This window comes from Moorena sp. SIO3I6 (assembly GCF_010672095.1).
The window spans coordinates 29,356-51,943 of sequence record NZ_JAAHHU010000006.1; the positions used below are offsets into that span (position 1 = coordinate 29,356).

General features: G+C 43.8%; 27 protein-coding genes and 1 tRNA gene. 18 read left to right on the forward strand and 10 right to left on the reverse strand.

Annotation, left to right across the window (positions count from 1 at the left end; all coding sequences use genetic code 11):
- Positions 1-429 precede the first annotated feature (429 nt).
- Complete coding sequence (locus F6K49_RS04420) at positions 430-1,272, forward strand: universal stress protein (protein ID WP_293043969.1); 843 nt, start codon at positions 430-432, stop codon at positions 1,270-1,272.
- Positions 1,273-1,697: 425 nt separating this feature from the next.
- Here the strand turns inward: F6K49_RS04420 and psbM are convergent, their stop codons facing one another.
- Positions 1,698-1,811, reverse strand: a complete 114-nt coding sequence (gene psbM / locus F6K49_RS04425; RefSeq protein WP_044495836.1) for a photosystem II reaction center protein PsbM — start codon at positions 1,809-1,811, stop codon at positions 1,698-1,700.
- 135 nt (positions 1,812-1,946) lie between these two features.
- Here psbM and F6K49_RS04430 point away from each other — a divergent pair, with 135 nt between their 5' ends.
- Positions 1,947-2,090 carry a hypothetical protein gene (locus F6K49_RS04430; RefSeq protein WP_293043971.1) on the forward strand — a complete coding sequence of 48 codons (144 nt, stop codon included), beginning with the start codon at positions 1,947-1,949 and terminating at the stop codon, positions 2,088-2,090.
- Between the two features lie 94 nt (positions 2,091-2,184).
- On the opposite strand, the gene F6K49_RS04435 is transcribed toward F6K49_RS04430, so the two are convergent.
- The 3 genes from F6K49_RS04435 to F6K49_RS04445 all read right to left on the reverse strand — a co-directional run bounded on the left by F6K49_RS04435 (position 2,185) and on the right by F6K49_RS04445 (position 7,341).
- Positions 2,185-2,514 (reverse strand): 2Fe-2S iron-sulfur cluster-binding protein, encoded by a 330-nt coding sequence (locus tag F6K49_RS04435; RefSeq protein WP_293043973.1) that lies wholly within the window; start codon positions 2,512-2,514, stop codon positions 2,185-2,187.
- A gap of 339 nt (positions 2,515-2,853) precedes the next feature.
- On the reverse strand, positions 2,854-4,713 hold the full coding sequence (locus tag F6K49_RS04440; protein ID WP_293043975.1) for a TolC family protein: 1,860 nt from the start codon (positions 4,711-4,713) through the stop codon (positions 2,854-2,856).
- Between the two features lie 1,569 nt (positions 4,714-6,282).
- Positions 6,283-7,341 (reverse strand): mannose-1-phosphate guanylyltransferase, encoded by a 1,059-nt coding sequence (locus F6K49_RS04445; protein ID WP_293030090.1) that lies wholly within the window; start codon positions 7,339-7,341, stop codon positions 6,283-6,285.
- A gap of 455 nt (positions 7,342-7,796) precedes the next feature.
- Between F6K49_RS04445 and F6K49_RS04450 the strand changes: the two genes are divergently transcribed.
- Together F6K49_RS04450 and F6K49_RS04455 are read left to right on the forward strand one after the other, a co-directional pair.
- Positions 7,797-9,236, forward strand: coding sequence for an LCP family protein (locus F6K49_RS04450; RefSeq protein WP_075899763.1), 1,440 nt, complete (start codon positions 7,797-7,799; stop codon positions 9,234-9,236).
- 30 nt (positions 9,237-9,266) lie between these two features.
- Positions 9,267-9,776, forward strand: coding sequence for a pentapeptide repeat-containing protein (locus F6K49_RS04455; RefSeq protein ID WP_293030096.1), 510 nt, complete (start codon positions 9,267-9,269; stop codon positions 9,774-9,776).
- Here F6K49_RS04455 and F6K49_RS04460 read toward each other — a convergent pair.
- Positions 9,762-10,472 carry a GDSL-type esterase/lipase family protein gene (locus F6K49_RS04460; protein WP_293046805.1) on the reverse strand — a complete coding sequence of 237 codons (711 nt, stop codon included), beginning with the start codon at positions 10,470-10,472 and terminating at the stop codon, positions 9,762-9,764. The two genes, F6K49_RS04455 and F6K49_RS04460, sit on opposite strands and share 15 nt — an antisense overlap.
- Before the next feature lie 1,142 nt (positions 10,473-11,614).
- Between F6K49_RS04460 and F6K49_RS04465 the strand changes: the two genes are divergently transcribed.
- The 8 genes from F6K49_RS04465 (at position 11,615) to F6K49_RS04500 (ending at position 15,771) form a co-directional block, all read left to right on the forward strand.
- Positions 11,615-11,842 carry a DNA-directed RNA polymerase subunit omega gene (locus tag F6K49_RS04465; protein ID WP_334220033.1) on the forward strand — a complete coding sequence of 76 codons (228 nt, stop codon included), beginning with the start codon at positions 11,615-11,617 and terminating at the stop codon, positions 11,840-11,842.
- Between the two features lie 109 nt (positions 11,843-11,951).
- Positions 11,952-12,611, forward strand: coding sequence for a hypothetical protein (locus F6K49_RS04470; protein WP_293070591.1), 660 nt, complete (start codon positions 11,952-11,954; stop codon positions 12,609-12,611).
- Positions 12,612-12,641: 30 nt separating this feature from the next.
- A complete protein-coding gene (locus F6K49_RS04475) occupies positions 12,642-13,007 on the forward strand; it encodes a DUF1818 family protein (protein ID WP_293025960.1) in 366 nt (121 codons plus the stop codon).
- 48 nt (positions 13,008-13,055) lie between these two features.
- Positions 13,056-13,129 (forward strand) — tRNA-Pro (locus F6K49_RS04480).
- 310 nt (positions 13,130-13,439) lie between these two features.
- A complete protein-coding gene (locus F6K49_RS04485) occupies positions 13,440-13,661 on the forward strand; it encodes a hypothetical protein (protein ID WP_293025958.1) in 222 nt (73 codons plus the stop codon).
- Positions 13,654-15,021, forward strand: coding sequence for a HigA family addiction module antitoxin (locus F6K49_RS04490; RefSeq protein ID WP_293025956.1), 1,368 nt, complete (start codon positions 13,654-13,656; stop codon positions 15,019-15,021). The genes F6K49_RS04485 and F6K49_RS04490 overlap by 8 nt, the downstream gene beginning before the upstream one ends.
- A 5-nt stretch (positions 15,022-15,026) precedes the next feature.
- A complete protein-coding gene (locus F6K49_RS04495; protein WP_293070594.1) occupies positions 15,027-15,485 on the forward strand; it encodes a PIN domain-containing protein in 459 nt (152 codons plus the stop codon).
- Between the two features lie 115 nt (positions 15,486-15,600).
- Entirely contained in the window at positions 15,601-15,771 is a 171-nt protein-coding gene (locus F6K49_RS04500) for a hypothetical protein (RefSeq protein WP_293025953.1), read from the forward strand.
- Here F6K49_RS04500 and F6K49_RS04505 read toward each other — a convergent pair.
- Positions 15,768-15,920 carry a DUF29 family protein gene (locus tag F6K49_RS04505; RefSeq protein WP_364303730.1) on the reverse strand — a complete coding sequence of 51 codons (153 nt, stop codon included), beginning with the start codon at positions 15,918-15,920 and terminating at the stop codon, positions 15,768-15,770. The two genes, F6K49_RS04500 and F6K49_RS04505, sit on opposite strands and share 4 nt — an antisense overlap.
- Positions 15,887-16,249 (reverse strand): DUF29 domain-containing protein, encoded by a 363-nt coding sequence (locus tag F6K49_RS04510; protein ID WP_293025951.1) that lies wholly within the window; start codon positions 16,247-16,249, stop codon positions 15,887-15,889. Before F6K49_RS04510 ends, F6K49_RS04505 begins: the two co-directional genes overlap by 34 nt.
- Positions 16,250-16,423: 174 nt before the next feature.
- Here F6K49_RS04510 and F6K49_RS04515 point away from each other — a divergent pair, with 174 nt between their 5' ends.
- The 3 genes from F6K49_RS04515 (at position 16,424) to F6K49_RS04525 (ending at position 17,420) form a co-directional block, all read left to right on the forward strand.
- Positions 16,424-16,555 (forward strand): hypothetical protein, encoded by a 132-nt coding sequence (locus F6K49_RS04515; RefSeq protein WP_293025949.1) that lies wholly within the window; start codon positions 16,424-16,426, stop codon positions 16,553-16,555.
- A gap of 223 nt (positions 16,556-16,778) precedes the next feature.
- On the forward strand, positions 16,779-16,997 hold the full coding sequence (locus tag F6K49_RS04520) for a hypothetical protein (RefSeq protein WP_293025947.1): 219 nt from the start codon (positions 16,779-16,781) through the stop codon (positions 16,995-16,997).
- A gap of 300 nt (positions 16,998-17,297) precedes the next feature.
- On the forward strand, positions 17,298-17,420 hold the full coding sequence (locus F6K49_RS04525) for a hypothetical protein (protein WP_293025945.1): 123 nt from the start codon (positions 17,298-17,300) through the stop codon (positions 17,418-17,420).
- Between the two features lie 204 nt (positions 17,421-17,624).
- On the opposite strand, the gene F6K49_RS04530 is transcribed toward F6K49_RS04525, so the two are convergent.
- On the reverse strand, positions 17,625-18,041 hold the full coding sequence (locus F6K49_RS04530) for an anti-sigma regulatory factor (protein WP_293025943.1): 417 nt from the start codon (positions 18,039-18,041) through the stop codon (positions 17,625-17,627).
- Between the two features lie 3 nt (positions 18,042-18,044).
- Positions 18,045-19,739, reverse strand: coding sequence for a SpoIIE family protein phosphatase (locus tag F6K49_RS04535; protein WP_293025968.1), 1,695 nt, complete (start codon positions 19,737-19,739; stop codon positions 18,045-18,047).
- Positions 19,740-19,835: 96 nt separating this feature from the next.
- Between F6K49_RS04535 and F6K49_RS04540 the strand changes: the two genes are divergently transcribed.
- The 3 genes from F6K49_RS04540 to F6K49_RS04550 all read left to right on the forward strand — a co-directional run bounded on the left by F6K49_RS04540 (position 19,836) and on the right by F6K49_RS04550 (position 22,111).
- A complete protein-coding gene (locus F6K49_RS04540; RefSeq protein WP_293025941.1) occupies positions 19,836-21,428 on the forward strand; it encodes a Na+/H+ antiporter in 1,593 nt (530 codons plus the stop codon).
- Between the two features lie 155 nt (positions 21,429-21,583).
- The gene (locus F6K49_RS04545) at positions 21,584-21,880 is read left to right on the forward strand and encodes a Dabb family protein (RefSeq protein WP_293025939.1); all 297 of its coding nucleotides are present in this window, start codon (positions 21,584-21,586) and stop codon (positions 21,878-21,880) included.
- Positions 21,881-21,973: 93 nt separating this feature from the next.
- On the forward strand, positions 21,974-22,111 hold the full coding sequence (locus F6K49_RS04550) for a hypothetical protein (protein WP_293025937.1): 138 nt from the start codon (positions 21,974-21,976) through the stop codon (positions 22,109-22,111).
- A 282-nt stretch (positions 22,112-22,393) separates the two neighbouring features.
- On the opposite strand, the gene F6K49_RS04555 is transcribed toward F6K49_RS04550, so the two are convergent.
- Complete coding sequence (locus tag F6K49_RS04555; protein WP_083373549.1) at positions 22,394-22,558, reverse strand: ribbon-helix-helix protein, CopG family; 165 nt, start codon at positions 22,556-22,558, stop codon at positions 22,394-22,396.
- Positions 22,559-22,588 lie beyond the last annotated feature (30 nt).

The window sequence follows — 22,588 nt, forward strand, 5'->3', positions numbered from 1 at the left end:
CTAGGCGTGAGAGTCATGACTCATCAAGGAGTGCTGTCTTCTCACCGCCGTTAATAAATTTTCAAAATTTTCTAGCCCTATTATCAGTATCCTGGTGAGTATATACCAGGGAAAGTCCAACCCTCAACCCCTACCGGACAACTATCTGAGGTCACGGGTTGCTGGGAATTTAACTGGCATATCTAAAATTGATTTCTGTTCGTTAACTGTTGGTGGTTAACAATTAACAGAAAATCATGAGTCGGGCTGTGCCAATTAGATGTATCACAGCTTAATACCATTGAGTTGAGTTTCAAGTAAGTGCCAGACAATTTACCAAACATTTTGAATGGTTAATTGTTAAATTTTGCAACTCAATTTTGCAACTCAATTTTTAATCTCAATAGTCAGTAACCAAGCATAAGTTAGTAACTCACCAATAATTGCCCAATGATAAGAAAAATTTTAATATCTGTAGCTGGTCGGGGACTGTGTGAAGAAATGTTCAACATGTTGGCCGAAATTCCTGCCATACAACAGGCATCGGTCACAGTTCTACATGTTGTGCCTCCTCAAGTCACAGCTGAAGCCATGTCAGCTAAGTTAGAAGAGGGGGGTAAAATTTTAGCAGATGCGGTCAAGTCTTTAAAGGTTGACCCCAGCAAAATCACGCCCAGACTGAAACAGGGAGACCCTAAAAATATCGTTACCCAAGTGGCAGACGAAGAAGAAACCGACCTGATTATTATGGGTTCGAGAGGACTAACTCGCCTAGAAGCGATTTTGGAAAACTCCGTTAGCCAATATGTGTTCCAATTGTCCTCCCGCCCGATGTTGTTGGTCAAAGACGATGTCTACGTCAAACAAATCAGACGGATTATGGTCGCAATGGATAAATCTGATGCTGCTCAAAATTCCTTCGAGTTGGCTCTATCCCTAGTGCGAGACATGAAGAATGTTCAACTATATCTTGCTCGTGTCATCCCCGAAGCCAAACCTGATCAAGTGATGACCAATGCTGAAGCAGACCCAGTTCTGTCAGAAGCAGCAGCAAAAGCCAAAAGGCTTGGTGTTTCTTACCGTTGTGTTCTAAGTGGCGGTAAGCCCGGACCAGGAATCTGCGAGTTAGCAGAGGACAATAACATCGACTTGCTGATTCTCGGTTCTCCTGACCGTCGCCCTTCTATCGCTAAGAGTTTAGTAGATTTAGATCGATTACTGGGGAATTCTTTATCAGACTACGTCAGAGTCAAGGCCAATTGCCCAGTGTTGTTATCACGCACAACTACTTGAAGCAGTAAGCAGTTAGTTATTAGCCATTAGCCATTAGTCATTAGTCATTAGTATTGCCAGTAAACCTCTTGTAGGTTACAAGTTGCTTAAAAAGGGTTCATGATAAACGCTTAATGACAAACGGTTAATGACTAATTACTTCAACTTCCACTTACTGTAGCTTCCACGCACTTTAGTCGTGGGAGAGAAACTCGTAAATCCGGTAACCATCACTTACAATCCCGCCTACTTTAGTGGCGGGAGAAGTGAACTTCACCGTTATTAAATTAGATTTTTTACGTCTAATCAATTAGACAAAATCATACAACGTTATAAAAAAAATGAGTTGGAGTGTCATGTTGGAAAGAATCCCACGCTGACCTTTGCCTAAGGGGCTATGCTTGCGCGTTTGGTACAGGCGTGGGGATTATCACCAGATCAGCTAACTAGTTTCCTGAGCCTTCACGGCTCGCGGTTTGGATATAAAGAATTAGCAGGAAAACCGCAGGCACCAGCACAAACAAAATGCTGGCAACAAACCCTAGATCGTTAACTTGCATGATTATTAGTTCCTCTAAATCGTTTTTAACCCACCAGCTATAGGATACCATTAACACGGCTGTTCGCGAAGCGTCGCCTTCGGCGAATCGAAATAGAAGATTGAAATATAAGCCTGGCAGGAGGAAATTTGGCTCATGGTAGATAAGCGGGTTGAAAATCCTGGTGAGATACATTCCATTGTCTTAGCTTTATTCCCTACTCCCTACTCCCTACTCCCTGCCCTTTGGGCCACGCTACGGGAATGGACTACGCTACGGAAACAAACCCAGAACGATTGATAAATGCTATAAACCCTATGTAAGCATCTATACAAGGAGGGGGAATTCAGGTTAAAATCCCTCGCCAGCTAGCCCTTAAAATCCCTTGTTATCCTTAGATGGCAGCAGATGGGGATTTGGTCTTAAGGGTTGGTTTAGTTTTCACACTCACCGGTCCATTCACCAAGACTTGACAGGCTAATCGGTAAGTATCAGGCTTTTTCTTGAGTTTCCGATTTTCTACCTCAGTTCTAGGGGATAGATTTTCTATGCCTGCCACAATTTCCACAATACAGGTACCACATTGACCATAACCGCCACAATTGACCAGCTTGCCCCGAAACGTGTAGAGATCTATGCGATTTTGCAGCATTTTCTCTCGTAAGTTCGCTCCATTGGCAGCAATGACTTCTTGGTCTTCCTTGACAAATTTGATATTAGCCATGATTTGTCCCAAGTCTGATCTTATTTTCTGATAGTATTTCTATTTTATTAAGGAATGTTAAAAAAATAAGCATCCCTGGTTAATGGTTCATGGCTAAGTTTGCCATAAACCATTAACTCTAAAGCAGAGCAGGTATTCTGTCAATTTAGTTTTGCGAGTTAGGGCAAGGTTAATCCTATTGGATATTAGAAGTTAGTCCTTAACGTCTGATACCTAGGGTCTAATACCTAGGGTCTAATACCTAGTGTCTAATACCTAAGATCTAATACTTAGTATCTAATACTTAGTGCCTAATTGGGACAAGTCTAGTTTACCCCTTAATTCAATTAAGATCGAATACTACGGAATATCACTAACTTTACTGTCTGGTAGATTACTCACTGCCCGTTGCAAGTTGGCCAGAGCGCGGTTGTAGCCCAGAATTGCAGTAAGTTGGTTAATCCTAGCCCGGGTAAGGGCGGTTTGCTGGTTAATTACGTCGGTTTGGGTACCAACCCCTGCCTGAAATCTTAACCGAGCTAGCCGGAGGCTCTCTTCTGCTACTTCTAGGGCAAAGGATGCCGTTTCAATACTCTCTTCATTGGAGTTTAATTGAGAATAAGCTTGTTCGATCTCAAAGCGTATTTCATCCCGTTGGTCAGCAAAACTGCTTTCAGCTAAGGCAATATCAATATCTTCCTGCCTGGCTCTAGCCATTGCTGCTCCCCCATCAAAGAAATTCCACTGCAATGTTGCCCCTACCGAGTAACCATCACCCATGGTAACAGTATCATTGAAGTTATCAAATAGGTCGATTTGACCAAATACACTCACCTGGGGTCTGACCGCAGCCAGAGCAATGGTGCGCTGTTCCTTGTTGATCTTTCGTTGCACCAGTTGCTGTTCCAACTCAGATCGGTTTTTATAAGACAGGATCAGGCTCTGTTCTAGAGATAAATCCCAACTTCCAGCAATTTCGATGGGATCGGCTGCCGTAATTTCTGCGGATTGAGATAAGTTTAATAACTCCGCCAGCTGACGTCGGGCAATACGTTGGTCACTCAGAGCATTGGTCAACCCTTGAGAGTCATTGGCTAGCTCAACCTGCTGTTGCAAGACCTCAAATCGGGTGCCTAAGCCAGCTTGTTCCAGTAACTCGGTATCCCGTAAAATCTGAGCAGACTCAGTGACTGCCGCTTGGGAAATTTCAACTCGAGCATCAGCCTCTTGTAAATTGTAATAGGCAAGGGTGACCTGAAGTCTGATCTCTTCAGAAAGCCGTTCTACCTCCAGCTGCTGCAACTTTACCTGTTCCTCCCCTAGCCGGACTTGTGCTGGTCGTTGCCCACTAGTGTATAGGTTATAATCTAACCTTAGGGCTGCATTGAAAGTTCCTGACGGCTCATTGATTGGAAGTAATCCTTGCTGGACTCTTATCTCGTCTGATACCTGTCCTGATGCACTATCGGCATAGTTAATTCCTGCAGTTGTTGTCAAATTAGGATACCAAGCACTTAAGGCTTCTTGGAGAACAAACTGATTACGTTCCAAGGTCAGTTGCGCTTGCTGTAATTCCTGATTATTACGCTTTGCCAGTTCTATGGTCTGTTGCAGGGTAATGGGCTGTGTGATATCGATCTGGACTTCCTGGCTTTGGGTAGGAAATGATAAAGGATTGGGGTCAGGATCAAGAAACTCTGGCGCAGAGGTTCCAGGGGTTCCTGAGCTTCCAGAGGTTTGTGACATTAATTCAGGGTTTTCCCCTGTGGCAGATTCAACCACCGTATCCTCACCAACGTCTACGGATTCCGTTCGCGAAGCGTCGCCTTCGGCGAATGGCGCTGCTAGTTCAGCCACCGCAGGAATCGACTCCTCCTGCTTTGGCTGGTCAGTAGGCAGGATGGTTTGATCAATAATTTCTTGGACTAATTCTTCTTGGACTAATTCTGCTTCTGAGAGTGAGGAATCTACAGAGGGAATAGACTCCTGTTGCTCTGGTTGATTGGAAGCTGGGGTAGTGTTATCCATGACTTCTACCACTAGCTTCCCTACCTCTGGGTTTGGGGCTGCTTCTGTTAAGGATTCTTGGTTAGGTGTAGCTACTGAGTTACTCTGAGGCTTAGTAAGTGATGGTAAATCTTCTGAGGCTCCGGATTCCATGCCGCTCAAGGCAATTGCCGTCCCCACACCCACAGCTAATATATAACGAAAAGTTGGCATAGATTTTACAGTTGATTTTAGTCTTAGCAGAACTACTTCTCTTGCTCAATTTAGCAACCAATGGCAGGATAATGGCTTGCTATTGGGTTTAGCAAAGGAATATTCCCGGTTTGCATATCTAAATCAGGATTGAGCCTCAAATTGCCATTTTTATAGGAGTTGCCTTTTAACAAGACTTTATTATAGTGGGCAATGGCTTCACAGTCTCCTCATATTGGCAATTTTCTGTTGCAGGGAGAAAAGTGACTAGATGCGTTTGCTTTTAGCGGAAGCAAAGCTTCATCGCTTTTAGCGGAAGCGAAGCTTCATCGCATAACCCCTAGAATAATCTGTCACACATTTCAATTGTGAATAGGGGCTGATCAGGAGATTGGGAGATGGGGAGATTGGGAGACTGGGAGATCGGGAGATGGTAGACTGGCTTTTGCACAAGGGTCGCGATTGACCGTAGGTCACGCTACTTGAGGTGGAAATTTAAATGCATATTAGCTGACTGCTTGCTGTGATCGTAAAACTGGGTTGAGTAGGGATGGGAAGATAGGAAAATTGCAGGATGGAGAGATGGGAATTGATCAACTTTTTGTCAATCCACATATCGGGTTAATCGGTTAAATTATATTACTGAGCCGATGATATAGTATCAGGAATTGGCATCAATTACGATAAAACTCTTCTTTTTTGACCTTAGGTTAGATTGCGGTGGGGTTGAACAGCCGGACAGGTTTTCCAGTCTGCAACACTACCAAAGCATTATCTCCGTTTTTGTCAAGATTACTTGATAGTCAGGGTTAGTTTTGTTCCAAGGGATTTGCCTTCGCTTTTAGCGGAAGCTGAGGCCTTTGGCCACGCGGGGCGCGTTCGCTTCATCGCGTAGCGGCTCGTACCGAGCATCGCATTCTATTGCTTAATATCTATTAATAATCGACCAATTAACCAAACTGTGTATGTCTAAGGTCTATAGCTAAGGATTGACAGTGGGATAATGTTCTTTCTTGAAACAAAGCGTTAGCAATCGGGCAATAGACCTTCTTCCAGTCAAATAACCTAAGTTTTTAAAAAATAAGCAGCCATAAAAATAAGTCGCCCATGGAGCAAAAATTCATCAATAAAAATTACTTATTTTTTAAATAAGTTTTATGAATACATTTATAGTATTTATCATAGATATTTGTGATAGGTTTTTATCTATTTATATGACGTATTAACTATTGCCTTAAAATCCATACTTTTTCGGTTCCCTGTTCCCTGTTCCCTGTTCCCTGTTCCCTGCTCCCTGTTCCCTGTTCCCTGTTCCCTGTTCCCTGTTACCTGTTCCCTGTTCCCTGTTCCCTGTTACCTGTTCCCTGTTCCCTGTTCCCTGTTCCGCTGTTTATACACTTCATCGCTAGCCTAACTTTGTCTATTTTTTTTCTATAGTTTTTTCTAGTTCAGATTAGATAATTTAGTCAGAAAATTAAGAGCACCACTGACTAATTAATAATGATAAAACCCTGAACTATATATTATGAAGCACTCTGACGTTCAGCATAATTATAATGTGGTTAACCTATAAAAGTGAGAAGCCATTAATTACAAAAAATCTTGAAATTTTTTATTTTGGAGAACTTTGATAGCTTTTTTGATGTCCTGGGTACGGTCTTTTTTTGCAATTAAGGTAGCATTGCGATCGCGTACCACCACCACATCGTCTAAACCAATAGTAACAATCACCTCATCGTCACTACTAGAGTAGACAATTGCTCCTTGAGTATCCAGTTCTACATGATTAGCCATTGCGACATTTTTAGCATCGCCATTATGCAAGCGTTCTAAGGCATTCCAATCTCCCAAATCATCCCAACCAAAGGAGGCTGGTAAAACATAAGCTAGCTTTGTTTTTTCCATCAAAGCATAGTCAATACTTTTCTTCTCTAGCTCAGCATAAGCCGCCACACCTTTTTCTTCTAAAGGGGCAATAATTTCTGGTGCATGGGTGCGCAATTCATCTAAAACTACCCCAGCCCGGAAAATGAACATCCCACTGTTCCAGCTGAATCGACCAGTAGACAAAAATTCCTCAGCCGTCTCCTGGTTAGGCTTTTCGGTGAACCGACTGACCTGATACACTGGCAATCCCTCAAACGTGCCAGTCTTATCACCTTGCTCAATGTAACCGTAGCCTGTAGAAGGGTATTGGGGGGTGATGCCTAAGGTTACAATCGATGACTCAGCGGCAGCCAATTGAGCAGCCGCCTTGATAGTTTGCTGAAACCCTTGCTCATCTTCAATCCAGTGGTCAGCAGGGAAAAAGCCCACTACCGCATCTTCTCCGTAAGCCTTAGCAATCTCTAGAGTTGCCCAAGCAACCGCTGGTGCTGTATCCCGTCCTTCTGGTTCCGCTAATAGATGCTTCTGGGGTAATGATGGTAGTTGTTGAGTCACTCCCTCAGCTAACATAGCAGAAGTAATCACCCACAAGTGTTCTGGCCCGACCGTCAGCTTACTCAATCGGTCAGCCGTTGCCTGCAAAAGACTCTTGCCACTACCATCCAAACATAAAAACTGCTTGGGTCGGTGCTTACGGCTCAACGGCCAAAACCGTTCTCCTTTGCCACCAGCAAGAATCACAGGGATGAGAGAGTTATCCATGATGTAGCCTTAACTGTAGTTTTCTGCTACATACTAACCTCACTTTCCCTGATTCAGCTGCTATTGGCTGTAGATTATGAAAAATGGTTAAAGTACTTCTTTAGCCATTACATTAGTTCTTACATTAGTCCTTAAATTAGTCATTTGTCCACCAATTCCTTCATCCCTGTTCAGGGATTGCTGTTGTGCATTGATCACAAAGGACTAATCACTCTTAGATGTTCCTCAAAGCGCTTTCACCAGGAGCTTTAGCCGTGGGTAGCCAAAGCGCTTTTTTCAATTAAGCCACTTTGAAGGTAGGCAAAATGCTTTATTGGCTTTGACTTACAGACTTATAGACTTATAGGCCAACAACAATATCTTAAACTGTACCCAAAGGCTACAGTTTAATTGGATAGCCAACTATAGGCTTGGAACTTGAATCCTTTAACAGTCATCACAATTCATAGGTAGATTTGGATACAGGTGTGATTAATAATGCCTCAGCTTCAACACCCCAACCATCACCCCAAGAGGGTGATACAGGAGTTTCCTACTCTCAGCTTGACCTGACTACAGACCTAGACGCTTCTGTGTCTGGATTAAGATTAACCTTTGCCCCCTATTTGCGGTGGGTATTCTGGAGTAGCGCTTTTGTCCTGACAGCAGTTATTTCTGCGGCTTTGGGAGCTACCTTAGCCCTAGTTACCCCATTGTCGCCCCTGATTAAATCCCATTCTCAACCCGAAAAGGCTAAAATCCCCCAGAATCAACCAGCCGCTTCTGAGCACAAGTCTTGGCGTAAAAGCTTTCCCTACAACCTGTCACGACCGGTGAATATCCTGGTGATGGGCATAGACCGAGTCCCAGATGCGTTGCCAGGTTCCCCAGAGGTTTTTGGTGGTCGCAGTGATACCCTATTGCTGTTGCGCTTAGACCCCAAGGACCACTCCGTGAATATGCTTTCAATTCCACGGGATACGAGAATAGAAATTCCCGGTGTTGGGATAGTTAAAATTAACGATGCCAATGTCAAAGGTGGATCTACCTTAACCGCAGAAGTGGTTAGCCGTACCTTAAATGATGTGCCAATTGATAGGTATGTGCGCATTACCACTGATGCATTTCGGGAACTTGTGGACTTGGTCGGTGGGCTGGAAGTCTTTGTGCCTGAGAGGATGGAATATGTAGATCTCACTCAGAAACTGGAAATTGATTTAGAACCAGGGTGGCAAACCTTGAATGGAGACCAAGCCGAACAATTTGCTCGATACCGAAAAGACAATGGTGATATTGCTCGGATACAGCGGCAGCAGATCTTACTCAAGGCACTGCGCCAGCGTTTAGTTACTCCCAGTGTCGTGCCTCGTTTACCAAAAATCCTGCGAGTGATGCAGCAGTATATTGATACTAATCTTAGCTTAGAGGAAATCTTGGCACTGGTCGGTTTTGGTCTAGAGGTTGGCAAAGATAATATCAGAATGGTACTCTTGCCCGGTCGATTCAGCAAGGCTGATGAATACATTGCCAGTTACTGGCTGATGAATTCACGAGGGCGAGACCGAGTGATGAGTGAGTATTTCGAGCAAGAGCCCAAATACAAGAGTTCATTAAAGCGCCGCCGTTCACCCCATCGGGTCAGAATTGCAATTCAAAATGCTACCGATGACCCAGAACTTGGTCGCCGTGTTGCCCGGTATTTAGCCAGAAATGACTTCTACAATGTCTATTATGTCTCAGATTGGCCTGACCGCTTGTCCCAGACTGAGATTATTGTTCAGCAAGGGGACATAAAAACAGCAGATATTGTCAAAAAAGTCCTGGGACTAGGTAGAGTAGAAGCATCCTCTACTGGTCATCTCAAATCTGAGCTGACGATTCGAGTCGGTGAAGATTGGTTAGAGAGGGAGTTTTAGGCTTTAAGTTTTAAGGAGTCAGGTTGACAAGTGATTAGGGTGATTTGGCGACGCTTATTGGGACTAATTTTAGTTCTGGTTATGGCTTGGCTATGGGTGCTTTTATCGGCTACTCCTGCCTATGCTCAGGAGAATACAGTAAATCATGCCCTTACGGATTTGAGTTATCATGACTATTCCAATCAGAATTTAGTTGGTGGCGTATTTGCAGGCGCTGAAATGCGAGGCACAAACTTCCAAGGTGCTGACCTGAGTGGATCTATCTTCACCAAGGCCAATTTATTGAAAGCCAATCTCGAAGGTGCAAATCTGACCAATTCTTTGGCAGATCGGGTATTTTTAGACCAAGCTATTTTGACCAATGCTATTTTGACCAAGGCAATTATGAATAGCACCAGGTTTTACGATGCCGAGATAACTGGTGCTGATTTTACTGATGCCTTGATTGACCGCTATCAGGCTAAACTGATGTGTAAGCGTGCTACTGGGGTAAATCCTGTAACTGGTATCTCCACACGGTATAGTTTAGGCTGTCGCTAGGCTTAAGGAGTTGAGTTGGGCTAAGGGGTTCCAGAGCAGGATGTCTTGTAATAATTGCTGATAACCAGCCACATTGGGATGGAGACCATCTGGAGATAGGTGTTGGAAGCACCAATCATAACCACGGGACGTCCATAAATCAAAAATGTCCAGATAGGGAATTTGACGCTTCAGACACGCAAGGCGAGTTGCTTCTTTGTAGTAGTACTGGTCAGCATGAGTGTAGTAAAAACAATCGAGAAAGGGCATTTTCCTTTCATCAACTGGTACCATGCCCACAAATAGCACTGGACAGAGTTGCTGAGCTAGCTCAAGCAGATTGGCTAGTTCTTCCTGGAAACTCTCAAAATTAGTAAAATTCTTGCCATCGGGACGTCCTAAACGGGCTGAATCGTTAACGCCCACCGATAAAATAATGGCATCTGGTACACGGTTTCTGAGTTCACCACGACTGCGAAATTCATGTTCTAGTCGCTTGTGGACTTGGGTAACCCCATCACCCCGAACTCCCAAATTGTAGAGTACATGACCAGGACTATCGGGTAACATCCACTGACGTCGCAGTCGCTCTACCCAGCCGCCACCTTCTGGATCTCCAAATCCATAGATCAGACTATCTCCGAGGACAACGAACTTCAGGGGAGTTCTTTGAAGCTGATGGAATGACTCAAAGCTAGGAGCGGCAAGTGTTTGCATAGACAAGATTTATTTGGTCAGATAATTGTTAACAACTCGACACACTCTTGATAGCTTAGCAATGGTATGATTTTTTGTATATGTAAAAGGTACATCTACCACAGGAGTCAATCTAAGTACTCTGACCCCTAAGGTAGCCCATCAATGCGATCGCATCGGTGCTGCGATACTATTGAGAGATACCATGTACAGACCCCATTTACCAAAAATTTTGGGTTTAAAGCCCCGTCCTTCTAGGACGGCTTTTGATTGAAACAAGAAAAAACTTAATATTATACACGAAGTTTGTTGTATAATTAAGATAGGTACAGGCGGCAAAACCGTTGGCTCAGCCGGGAGAGAGACCCGTCACTGATTGACCATAAAGGAGTAATGCCTAGAGGGTAAGGAAAGTCCTCTTAAAAAACCTAATCGTCAATTAACAGTTGGCGTGTGAACCCAGAAAAATCACTATGCACGATAAGCAAGGTACGGTGGGGTTAGAAGTTACCGTAATCAGAGGGTCGCCTTTAAGGGTTACAGGCTATGCATAAAAGGGTTAAAACTTTTTTATTAAGGCTCCACTCTTCTAAGGTTTCGTCTCCGGCACACCGAAACCTGAGCAAAGGAAGAGAAACAGACTTTTTAAGGCACTTCCAATAAGTACTTAAACGCCTAAGAAGAACTGCCCTCTGGGTCTGTCGTGAATTGACTGGGAATTTGGTCTTGAACGGATTTGCGGGTTTTGTACTGTCCCATTTTTGGCAGAGTCAAAGATAGGAACTCGGCGGTTTAAGGCGGTTCGTTGATCTAGGAATCCCCGCTATGCGCAAGGCGGAGAGTGTCAAACATAAGTAGGCTGGGATAGTTTGGTAGAACTTCCCAGCCTTGGTTAGATATATAGTTTCGGTATAGTTAGTAGATGAGGTATAGATAGTACAAATTCACTGTTCTTTCTTATTATTGTCATACATAGCAAGCAATGTAAGTAGCAATCACGCAACTTCACAAATTCTTTCACTTTTTGATGGTATATTATTAACCTCAAGAAAAGTTTTATGACTTGTATCAGGGGTAACCCCTAGTTTAGGAGTGAAGTATGCTAGGGTAGAGGGGGCGATACTGATTTTAACCAGAAATAGCAAAACCTGATAAACCTTATGCTGCACAAAAGCTATAACTTTGATTCAATGGACATTCTGCAACGGACGGAGCAGCTAGTAAGTGCAGCTTCTAATCGTTATCGGATCACTGTACAAGTGGCCAGCCGTGCCAAGCGCCGTCGCTTCGAAGATTTTGAAAGTCTAGATGAGCCATCCATGAAGCCAGTGCTGCGAGCAATTGTTGAGATGTCTGATGAATTGACCCAGCCAGAGATTATTGCGGACTAAGCTATAGTGCTGAGTGAGTCAGGGGGTAAGGGCGTCAGGGGCAAGAGTAGTTCATTCCCTAGTTTCATCTTAAGGTTGTGTCGGAATGTTCCATAGCCGTATCGAAGCAATGTACAAGACTAATGGAATTAAACTAGCGCTAGGTTTAGCTCTTACCACTTTGACGAGTGGTTTACTATTGCTGTGGGAATCCCACGACCAAGGGTCCGGTGTCTTCCAGCTCCTAGGAGCACAGCCTGCTGTCGCCCAGTTTTTTATTCCCCCTGAGCTTAGCAAGGTAGTATATCAGCGTTTACCGGATTTACCACAAGAGAACCAATACATTAGTAAAGAAAGCGGTGAAGTAGCTGCCAATAATACCCTGGTTAACCGCTTAATTCGGTATCACGTCTATGGTAAAAAACGGTTGCCCAATTACCGTTTTGATTGGAAATTGACCATGGCTGACTATCTAGGTGCGTACGATTACCTAGTCGCATCCCAGTATCCCAGTGGGGATACCTTAACCGAAAATCCCATGGAAGGGGATATTGCAGCGATAGAACAATTAACTCGTGCCGAACGGGATGCATTAGTAAGCGTTTTAGTCAACATATTCAATCCCAATCGCAGTGAAACTGTGGCACCAGAGTCGAGCACACAACCATCACCTGCCACACCATCACCTGCTACAACCTCCAATCCTACATCACCTGCCACAACCTCTAATCCTAGAAGAGGAGTATCTTTACCTCAACCAGGAGATGCTCAGTTACTCAAACCTAATTGACTTGTTGGTGAATTGGGCAGAATCAGGTTTATGGAACGTCTGGTTAAACATGGAGAAGGCTGGCGTATTGGTTGGGATCCTGAGGCTCCTAACTATAAAGGTTTAGTGGGTGGTGAGGACTGGGCATTTGAGCTAACGGAGTCGGAGTTGAATGACTTTTGTCGCTTGTTGCTGCAATTAGCTCAGACTATGAGTGAGATGGCAAGTGAGTTGATGGATGAAGAGAAAATCACTTGCGAAGCAGAAAGCGATTGGCTATGGATGGAGGTAGAGGGCTATCCTTCCGCTTATACGCTACGGTTGATTTTGAATCAGGGACGCTGTTGTGAGGGGAGCTGGGTGGCAACAGCGGTTCCAGGGTTGCTAGCAGCAGCTAAGTCTGTGAAAGTATTTTAGTTTGGTTGTTCAAATCTCGAATAGTGTGGTATAGTAAATAAGGTTTTCCGGGGCGTAGCGCAGCTTGGTAGCGCACCACTTTGGGGTAGTGGGGGTCGTGGGTTCAAATCCCGCCGCTCCGATTCATTGGCTATATATAGTCAAGGTATAGAGAATGGTATGGGGCTTCGTTCAGAATTGAGGCGGAGCCTATAGACAGACATAGCCTGTTCTCTAGCCTGTTCTTGTGGAAAAAATTATTTATCTTGAAATAGTTTACCAATGTGGTAAACTATTAGTGTGAGTATAGGTATTAATGTCAGTTTCGCATATCCAAAACTGAAAAAGCTATGTGAGCAATCATCAGCTCAAAAGCAATTAGGAGCAAAAGCAGCACAAAAGCTCAAAAGGCGATGATCAGATTTATTCGCAGCCAAAGCGGTCACGGAGTTAGTGGCAGCAAGACCTCATGCCGTGCAGTCCCATAAATTAGGCAAAAGCTTTTATCAGAAATTTTCTAATTTTAAACACCTATTTGCTCTCGACCTACATAAACGAGTTCGTTTAGTATTCCAAGCTGATGTTGAACCGTTGCCCTTGAAGGCAGATGAAAGCTTGGATTGGTCAAAAGTTAATCAGCTTTGTATTCTATTTGTGGAAGATTATAATGACTAATTCTAACTATACCTTTGAACCGGATTGGGTCTCTCCTCCAGGAGAGACAATTGCTGATTTGCTGGAAGAACGAGATTGGACGCAAGCAGCTTTGGCAGACCGTTTGGGCTATACTCCTAAACACCTTAGTCAGCTTGTTAATGGTAAAGCACCTATTACGAAAGATACCGCAGTGAAGCTGTCACGGGTATTAGGAAGTACAGAGGGGTTTTGGCTCGAACGAGAAGCTCAATATCGTGCTGCTTTAGCAAAAATCGCAGAAGCTGAACGTCTTGAAAGCTGGGTAGATTGGCTCGACGAATTTCCTGTAAAGGAATTGCAGAAAGCAGGACAAATTAGTGACTGTCGTTTGGATTCAAGAAATAAGCCTCGTGTTGTGCAAGAGCTGCTTCAGCTGTTTGGAGTGGCTTCTCCTGATCAATGGCGAGCTTGTTATGGTAACCTAGCGGTGTCTTTTCGACGTTCTCGTACTGGACAGGATAATACCGGTGCCATCACAACTTGGATGCGCCTTGGTGAAATCAAAGTAGAGAAGTTAGATTGTCCCCAATTCAACCGCGCCAAGTTTGAGAAAGCGGTTCAGGAAATTAGAAAATTGACAGTACTACCACCAGAAGATTTTCTACCACGTCTTCAACAGCTTTGTTTTGAGGCTGGAGTGTTATGGGTGTTAGTGGAAAAAATCCCAGCTGCGGGGGTTAGTGGGTTAGCAAGGTGGTTAAATCCTCATCGACCTCTGATTCAGATGTCTCTTTATGGCAAAACTAATGACCGTTTCTGGTTTACTTTTTTCCATGAAGCTGCTCATATTATTTTGCATGATAAAGAAGAGAAAAATGCTATTTTTCTAGATGAGTGGAATCAGGGAGAAAAACTAGAGTCAGAGCAAGAGCGCGAGGCTAATGAACAGGCGCGAGACTGGTTGATTCCTGCTGAATATGAAGAAGAATTGTATTATATTCATTCTAAGGAAAAAGTAAAAGCTTTTTCAGATAAGTTAGGAATTCATCCTGGAATTGTTGTTGGTCGTTTGCAGCATGAAGAAAAAATACTCTATAATCAGATGAACGATTTAAAGCATAAATTAACTGCTGATTTAATTCAGCAGCTATACCAACCTAATAATCAGGGACCAAAGGATAGTGCTCAGACAGGATTAGATGCTGATAAAAATCAATATAATGAGTCAGATTATGAAAATTTGCTTCAGTATATTACTGACAATTTAGATAAAGAATGTAAACGATCTCTGGGAGAGTTTAGAGGGATTGCACCCAAATTGTTAGAAGGTCAAGATGCTCAAGAATGGGTCAATAACCAGCGTGATCAATGGGCAGAAAGGGAAAAAGTCTGGAGATAAACAGAGTGATATTAGATGAGGCATTAGAGGGAGTTAAGACTATTTTTCTTGATACTTCTCCAGTGATTTATTATCTAGAGAATCATGCTGTTTTTGCCGATGTAGTACAAGGGGTAATCAATAAGTTAGATGGGGGAGAGTTACAAGGAGTAATTTCTCCGGTGACGTTGGCTGAATGTTTGGTCAATCCTTTGAAGAATCGCGATCAGAAGTTACAGCAAGATTATGTTGATTTTCTCCTGCGTCATAAGTCAATTAGGATGGTACAAATTGAAACAAAAATTGGAATTTTAGCTGCACAGTTACGAGCAAAATATAGTTTAAAACTGCCTGATGGGTTTCAGGTTGCCACGGCGATAAGAAGCGGGTGTGAGGCTTTGTTGACGAATGACGACCAATTCCGGCGCGTTTTTGATTTACAGGTGTTAGTAGTTAAGGATTTTGTGACAGGGAATATTTTGTGATGGGTGAGGGGAGGTTAAAACGTGGGTGGCTTGTGTGGCGTTCGGTAGCCCTCAAGCTCCTGAAGTTCGGGAATATAAGGGCTATGGAGTTGTTTAATTTAATCGGAGTAGTGCGATGAAGCGTTTCGGCAAAGCCGACGCTACGCGAACGCAAAGCGTGGCCTACGGCCTCAGCTTCCGCGCTTATGCGATCGCACTCAGTTCTTCAAAAATTGGACAAGGGTTGGTATCTTTGGAGAAGCGATTAGCCCAAAGGGCTACGCTACGCGAACGCATTTTAAATTAATCTCCATAAAAGTCTTCATCTAATAGCTGTTCAATTGTAAAAGGACATTGATTGGGATAGTCTTCAGGGTTGGGCTTACGAATGCCAAAGCTGGCTTTTTTACCTTCTTTTATAGCTAACCTTCGAGCATCTTGATAAGCTTTAGCGATCGCGTAGCGTAGCCCTTTGGGCTAATCGCTTCTTCTAAATAACGTTTAAATGAAGGACTGTCTTGTAAATCTTTTTGGATACGAAACCGATGTTCTGTGACTGAACTATACCAACTTCCTTTCATGGACTCAGCAGCGTCAGTTTGAACCATTATTTTGAGTAAATGGGCAATCAAGATGGTTAAATTGCTAATGAAGGCTCGCTTTTCAGCCTTTCCCATGTCCTCTAACTCAAGCAGCAAATTATCCCAATCAATTGCCGATAAATTTCTGGCTTTTATTTGTTCAACGAGGATTTCTCGCCAACGGTTAAAATCTTGTTCATACATAGTTTTTTATCAGTTAAAATTAGGCTTTATACCAACAATAAATGAACCGATTTCAAAGTAGTATTATTATACCATTAAAGTTGTATTTTGGGTGAAACGATAGTTAAACCCAACACAGGATCATGTAAATCTCATCAAGATTTACCGTAAAGTACATCGCACTATCCTAATAGTTTGTCAGATGCGGCCTGTGTTCCTTTCCCTCTTCCCAATAAGCGCCGCCACATCACCTGTATAATTGAGTTAATCTCAGTAGTTTCCTCTTCTGACTTCCCTACTCCCTACTCCCTACTCCCTACTCCCTAGCAGGAAATTACCTTATCCAATTGATAACTGCGTAAGCATTCAGCCGTCAGCATTCAGCCGTCAGCCGTGAGCTAAAAGCTCACGCGTGCGCGTTCAGCTTACGTAACAAAGATTAAACGAATGCTTACTTGTTTTATTTAAAAGCTCAAAGCTCAAAGCTCTCAGCTTTGAGCTTTGAGCTGAATGCTTACGATAAAAAGCATACATACCAGGGTACAGAGCAATGTCTATTCCAGAAATTAGCCAGGAAATTATTCGTTCTTATACCAGTAGCCAATCTTGGCAAAGAGGAAAAGCTTATTATCACGATGGCCATGTTATAAGAGTAGTTCAACGGGGGAAATTAATTACAGCAGACGTTGAAGGTAGTGATATTCGCCCTTATCAAGAGGTGCGACCCGTGGCGAATTTAATAATTAGATGCGGAAAGCGCACCTATTAATATTGGTTTTGAGGAAGAGGAATTAGACACAGGTTATTGTAGTTCTAGGATTATGGAGGCTACTGCCAACATATTAACATTATTAGTATGCTTGCATAAACCAGAACTAGTTGAACAGCGTCCTAGTTTAGAGTAAATTTTAGATCGCCTTAATGAAGTTCAGACACAAAATTTAATTCACGAGTTAGTAGCTAATAACCCTCAATTAATGGATGATATTGAGTATTTTGCCGATCGGGTTGCGCCACTATATGTAATTACATCATCTCCAGAAACCCTCCCCCAACGGGAGATGGGGAGATGAGGGAGATGGGGGAGATGGGGGAGATTTTTATTAAGGGTATAGCAGTCGAAGTAAAGCTTAGGACATATTTCTTTTCCCAGCTGTTGGAGCTCCCAGCTGTTGAAGCTCCCAGCTGTTGAAGCTCCCAGCTGTTGAAGCTCCCTTTAAACCAAAATACTATGTCCTAAACTATATTTCAGTTGCTATAATTAGCCTCACATGATATAAGCACCTCAAGTAGAACCTCAAGTAGCGCATTAGCTGATACGCGACACGCTGATAGCTTACATTAACAATTACCTTTTGAATTTAGCAATGCCCAAAATAGCTTTCCTGCTACTGGGCTACTTGGCTAAGCTGACTTGCAACTCCAGGCAATTCCGACCATTGACCTGTAAGCGATACTCCACCCGATCCATTAGTCGATGGATAATTAGCCAGCCATAGCCGTTTTCCTGTAAATCACCTGGATTCGGTGGTTTATAAGAGGATGGGTCAAATCCTTGACCATAGTCCCAAATCTCCAGAGCAATATCCCGTTCTTTGAGTTCTAGGCGAATCAAGATCGGTAAATTCGGTTGATCGCGATGAGCATGACGAACTACGTTAGAGTAAGCTTCCACTAACACCAATCGCAAACGATTGGATAGACTAGGCCAATCAACACGATTTCCGAGTTCAACCTGCAAAATCCCCATAAACCAGTTTTCGACAATGCTCAAAAACTTGAGGTCACTCGGTATCTGTAGTTCTGTTTTCATCCACTACAATACCTCCAGAGATACTAGGGTTTGGTCGTCTTCCTGAATCGGGTTGGTACGCTCTCGAATCCGAGCTAATAAATGACTCAGGTCAAAGGGAGCAGGCTCCTGAAGCAGAAGCTCCCAAAGACCGGATGACTCAAGCCTAGAACTGGTGCTGGTTGACCCATCGGATGAAGAACCTGTCACTGGATTCACTGGATTCAGGGTTGCTTCCGTAATTCCATCACTTGTTAGTAGCAGGATGCTACCTGAATTTAATCTTAAATGTCCTGATTCCGCCTGCCAAATTGGCAAAATTCCTAAGGGAATACCCCTAGCCTGAAGGTAAGTCGGCTCTGGAGTTTTTGACTCTGAGTGTTGTTGGACTACTTGGTGATCAGACCAAACCATAGGATAGGTATGACCAGCATTAGCGTAAACCAACTGTTGCTTGTCAGGGGTATAACGAGCCAAGACCAGGGTAATAAAACAGTTGGTATGATAGAGGTCATCTGACATGATGTGGTTAAGATTTTGGATCACTGTTTTTGGGTCTGGTGATGTTTCTTGAGCAAGTTCCCGTCGTAACATCGACATGGCACTGGTCATAAGTAAGGCAGCAGGTACCCCTTTACCGGACACATCTCCCACTGCTAGCCATATATCTCCTTGGGGATGAACATAGACTTCAAAAAAATCCCCACCAATCTGTCGCGCTGGGGTGCAGTGAGCTTGCACTCTCACCTGTTCCATCTCTGGCCAACTCTGACGCAGCAAATTATTCTGAATCTGGCGAGCTACATCTAGTTCATCCCGCATCTGCTGAGCCTGTAACTGGGTGCGTTGGAGTAGTTTTGCCTGAGAAATCGCTAACGCTGCTTGTTTAGCAACGGCTTCTATCAGCTGGATATCTTCTTTATTCCAAGACCCTTCACTCCCTTGCTGGTAGAGACACAACACCCCTAAGATCTGTTGTTGGTCCGGTAGGGGAACGATCAAATGCACCGAATTCTGACCATCCCTTGTTTCTGGCCACGACTTAGTCTCGGGTTTATCTAATACCTGTTGTATCATCAAATCAGGATTAGGGATATGAGGTGTATTGCCATCCCCAGAAACCTTGTAGGTGAAACATTCTGGTGTGAGTTGGTTGAACTCTACCGGTCGCAGGATACAACCGGTAGCATCAAAGGCTTGACCCATGGTGGTCACTACCTTTTGCAGTAGACTACTATAATCTAGGGATTCTCGAATTGCCGTTGTCACCATATTGAACAATTCTTCCCGTCGTAAGGCCCGAGAAAGTTCCCTGGTTCTTTTTTTTAGCACTTGGTAAGTTTCCGCAGCTTGTCGCACCACTGCTTTTAGTTCCTCACCCTGCCAAGGCTTTGTGATGTACTTATAGACCTGACCTGAGTTAATTGCTGCCACCAAATCTTCTATATCTGTGTAGGCAGTCAACAGGATGCGAATTGTATCTGGAAAACGCTCTACTGTCCTGCTTAAGAATTCTGTTCCATTCATTCCCCCTAGGCGCTGATCTGAGATAATAATCGCCATCTCTCCTTCGGTGTCCAAAATATCTAAGGCGGTTATGGCATCATTAGCTCTGAAAACTTGAAATTTTCGGCGGAAGGTTCTGTAAAGTAGATCTAAGTTGTCAGACTCATCGTCTACTACCATCAATTTGAGTTTGTCTTGATTTCCCTGACTCATCACTAATTTTGCTTGGTAAGGGGAAAACCGAAAACTCCTGTGATTTTACCCACGGGCAGGAGGCTTTCCCCTTTGAGTTTAGCTTGGAGTTTCTGTATGTCCCTAGAGTCCACTGTTGGCGAAGTCGTCATTAAGCAAAACCTTGAACAGTTTCTCCTAGTGCTGTCGGTGTCTTTGAGTGTGGCAACCCTATCTAGGATTTTTTCCTGGTTCCGTAAAATTCCTTACACCCTATTACTGGTAATTGTCGGGTTAGGGTTGGCTTTTGTGGATGTCCGACTGGTTAACTTATCACCAGAACTGATTCTGGAAATTTTCCTACCCCCCCTACTCTTTGAAGCCGCTTGGAATATCCGCTGGCGGGACTTACGACGGGATTTGGTACCGGTGAGTCTATTTGCGATCGCTGGGGTAATTATTTCCGTAGTTGGCATTGCCTTTGCTATCAATCAGCTGACAGGACTACCCCTGACCATTGCTTTATTGGTTGGAGCTAGTCTTTCTGCAACTGACCCAGTTTCGGTTATTGCTCTATTTCGGGAATTGGGTGCGGATAAACGGCTGAAAACTCTGATGGAGGGGGAAAGCCTATTTAATGATGGGGTAGCAGTGGTTGCTTTTAGTTTATTAGTCGGACTACCCCTAGGACTAGAAGAATTTTCCATTGCCACTAGTGTTGCCCGTTTCTTAGGGTTTGTGGGGATTGGGATTGGCATCGGTTGCATCATTGGTTTTGGGATTTCCTACGCCACCCAACGCTTTGATTTACCCCTGGTGGAGCAATCCCTGACCTTGGTTTCTGCTTATGGCACTTATTTAATTGTGGAGGAACTAGGGGGATCCGGTGTGATTGGGGTAGTCACCGTTGGGGTGATCTTGGGCAATTTTGGCTCCCGGATTGGTATGAACCCCCGTACCCGGTTGATTGTGTCTGAGTTTTGGGACTTTTTAGCCTTTTTTGTGAACTCGATTGTCTTTCTACTGATTGGTGATCAAATAAAGATAGCTAGTTTAGGCCAAAATATCCACTTAATTGCGGTTACTATCTTGGCTGTACTACTGACGAGAGCGATCGCAATTTATGGTTTGGGCGCATTCAGCAATATCTTGGTCAACTCTCAAATTGGTTGGCGGGAACAAACTGTCCTATGGTGGGGTGGCTTGCGAGGTTCGGTTTCCATTGCTCTGGCCTTAAGTGTGCCAGTTGTGTTAGAAGGACGGCAAGATATTATCGAAACTGTGTTTGGCGTGGTACTGTTTACCCTGCTAGTCCAGGGGTTAACCACCCGATGGTTTCTCGAAAAGTTAAATTTAATTGGTGACCAACCCCTACGTCAGCAATATTCGGAAGTTCTTGCCCGTCGCATCGCCCTGAATCGGGTCAGAAATTATCTTGAGGAGGGCTTAAAGACCACAGAAATCGATTCCGACCTGTGGCGCTATCAAACCAAACTTATCGATACCCAACTGACAACGATTAACGATGAAATTGAGGAGTTACGGAGTAACAACCCTCAACTCCAAACCCTTGACCTTGAGCAACTTCAAGAAACCATGTTAGATATTGAAGCCGATACCTACGCCGAATTTATTCGTTCTGGACGGCTCAATGAAAACCTTTCGCCCATTATGCAGCAGGTACTTATTGAGGCAGATCAGAAAACCATTGATATTGAGGGTGTGAGCTAATTGTGGAATGATTAAAGGTAATTTAGAACAGTTTGGGGCGAGAGGGTCGCTAATTGGCAATTTAATTGAAGGCTTGCTGGCTCTAAGTACAGTAATTGTTTTTGTGTTTAGCACCTGGCCTGTGGTAATGGGAATTTAGCAACTTGTTAGTAAAGATGATCGAGCATATTGTTTTGTTCAAGTGGAAAGAAGACGCTTCACCGGATGCGATCGCATTGGCTATAAATGGAATCCTGGCCCTGAAAGACCAAATTCCTGGGATTGTAGAACTTTCCTGTGGAGAGAACTTTTCCCCCCTCAGGTCTCAGGGATTTCAGCATGCTTTGAGAGTGCAACTTCTCGATTGCGACGCTCTGAGTACCTATGCCGATCACCCAGTCCACCAGGCAGTAATCGAGAAGTATATCAAACCTATCCTAGGAGACATCATCGCAGTGGATTACGAAGTTTAGTAGCCTCAAGGATAGAGCACAGGAACTGAGGGGGTGACCGGGTGTGGGGTGACTCATAAGGGTAGGTTTTTTAGAAAGGGGCGAGTAGGTACTTTGATTACGTATAAATTCCTCAAAATATGTATCAAAATACACAATAGTTTCCGGGATAATTCTCCCCATTTCCCGCTTTTCCCGATTCCCGACTCCCGATTCCCGACTCCCGATTCCCGACTCCCGACCCAAATGTAAAAAACCTACCCCTGTGAGGTGTGGGGTGACCGGGTAGCTGTACACATAAATCCAGAAGCGATGCAGAGGTGCGACCCGTGGCGAATTTAATTCGCCTACGGAAAACGCACCATTACGGTCTTGAGGGAAATCCCCATGAGCAAGTGCATTAAGACAATGATTGCCTTAGTTCCAAAAAAAGTTTTCCCTACACCCTAAACCCTACACCCTAAACCCTACACCCTAAACCCTACACCCTAAACCCAGTAAGGCTAACAAGGTAGCTTGTCAACCCATCAGTTATTAGTCTTTGGGTGGTATGTCTCCTGCCTGCTGAGCTTTTTTAATCGCTCGTTTGAGAATTAGTACTGCCATTTGGGACAAGGAGCGCTCCTCGGCATCTGCCAATCGTTGAAGCGCTTCTTTGTCTTTTTCTTCCATATAGAGGGTTACGGTTACTTTAGCCATATGATTAACAATAATTTTTACTCTAGGTTT

What these genes read in the sequence shown, in the direction of transcription:
- F6K49_RS04555 (WP_083373549.1), bottom strand. Translation starts at nt 22,558, where the DNA reads ATGGCTAAAGTAACCGTAACCCTCTATATGGAAGAAAAAGACAAAGAA.
- F6K49_RS04435 (WP_293043973.1), bottom strand. Translation starts at nt 2,514, where the DNA reads ATGGCTAATATCAAATTTGTCAAGGAAGACCAAGAAGTCATTGCTGCC.
- F6K49_RS04470 (WP_293070591.1), top strand. Translation starts at nt 11,952, where the DNA reads ATGTACAAGACTAATGGAATTAAACTAGCGCTAGGTTTAGCTCTTACC.
- F6K49_RS04475 (WP_293025960.1), top strand. Translation starts at nt 12,642, where the DNA reads ATGGAACGTCTGGTTAAACATGGAGAAGGCTGGCGTATTGGTTGGGAT.
- F6K49_RS04535 (WP_293025968.1), bottom strand. Translation starts at nt 19,739, where the DNA reads ATGAGTCAGGGAAATCAAGACAAACTCAAATTGATGGTAGTAGACGAT.
- F6K49_RS04545 (WP_293025939.1), top strand. Translation starts at nt 21,584, where the DNA reads ATGATCGAGCATATTGTTTTGTTCAAGTGGAAAGAAGACGCTTCACCG.
- F6K49_RS04460 (WP_293046805.1), bottom strand. Translation starts at nt 10,472, where the DNA reads ATGCAAACACTTGCCGCTCCTAGCTTTGAGTCATTCCATCAGCTTCAA.
- F6K49_RS04540 (WP_293025941.1), top strand. Translation starts at nt 19,836, where the DNA reads ATGTCCCTAGAGTCCACTGTTGGCGAAGTCGTCATTAAGCAAAACCTT.
- F6K49_RS04420 (WP_293043969.1), top strand. Translation starts at nt 430, where the DNA reads ATGATAAGAAAAATTTTAATATCTGTAGCTGGTCGGGGACTGTGTGAA.
- F6K49_RS04500 (WP_293025953.1), top strand. Translation starts at nt 15,601, where the DNA reads ATGAAGCGTTTCGGCAAAGCCGACGCTACGCGAACGCAAAGCGTGGCC.
- F6K49_RS04530 (WP_293025943.1), bottom strand. Translation starts at nt 18,041, where the DNA reads ATGAAAACAGAACTACAGATACCGAGTGACCTCAAGTTTTTGAGCATT.
- F6K49_RS04430 (WP_293043971.1), top strand. Translation starts at nt 1,947, where the DNA reads ATGGTAGATAAGCGGGTTGAAAATCCTGGTGAGATACATTCCATTGTC.
- psbM (WP_044495836.1), bottom strand. Translation starts at nt 1,811, where the DNA reads ATGCAAGTTAACGATCTAGGGTTTGTTGCCAGCATTTTGTTTGTGCTG.
- F6K49_RS04520 (WP_293025947.1), top strand. Translation starts at nt 16,779, where the DNA reads ATGTCTATTCCAGAAATTAGCCAGGAAATTATTCGTTCTTATACCAGT.
- F6K49_RS04490 (WP_293025956.1), top strand. Translation starts at nt 13,654, where the DNA reads ATGACTAATTCTAACTATACCTTTGAACCGGATTGGGTCTCTCCTCCA.
- F6K49_RS04510 (WP_293025951.1), bottom strand. Translation starts at nt 16,249, where the DNA reads ATGTATGAACAAGATTTTAACCGTTGGCGAGAAATCCTCGTTGAACAA.
- F6K49_RS04445 (WP_293030090.1), bottom strand. Translation starts at nt 7,341, where the DNA reads ATGGATAACTCTCTCATCCCTGTGATTCTTGCTGGTGGCAAAGGAGAA.
- F6K49_RS04525 (WP_293025945.1), top strand. Translation starts at nt 17,298, where the DNA reads ATGAGGGAGATGGGGGAGATGGGGGAGATTTTTATTAAGGGTATAGCA.
- F6K49_RS04440 (WP_293043975.1), bottom strand. Translation starts at nt 4,713, where the DNA reads ATGCCAACTTTTCGTTATATATTAGCTGTGGGTGTGGGGACGGCAATT.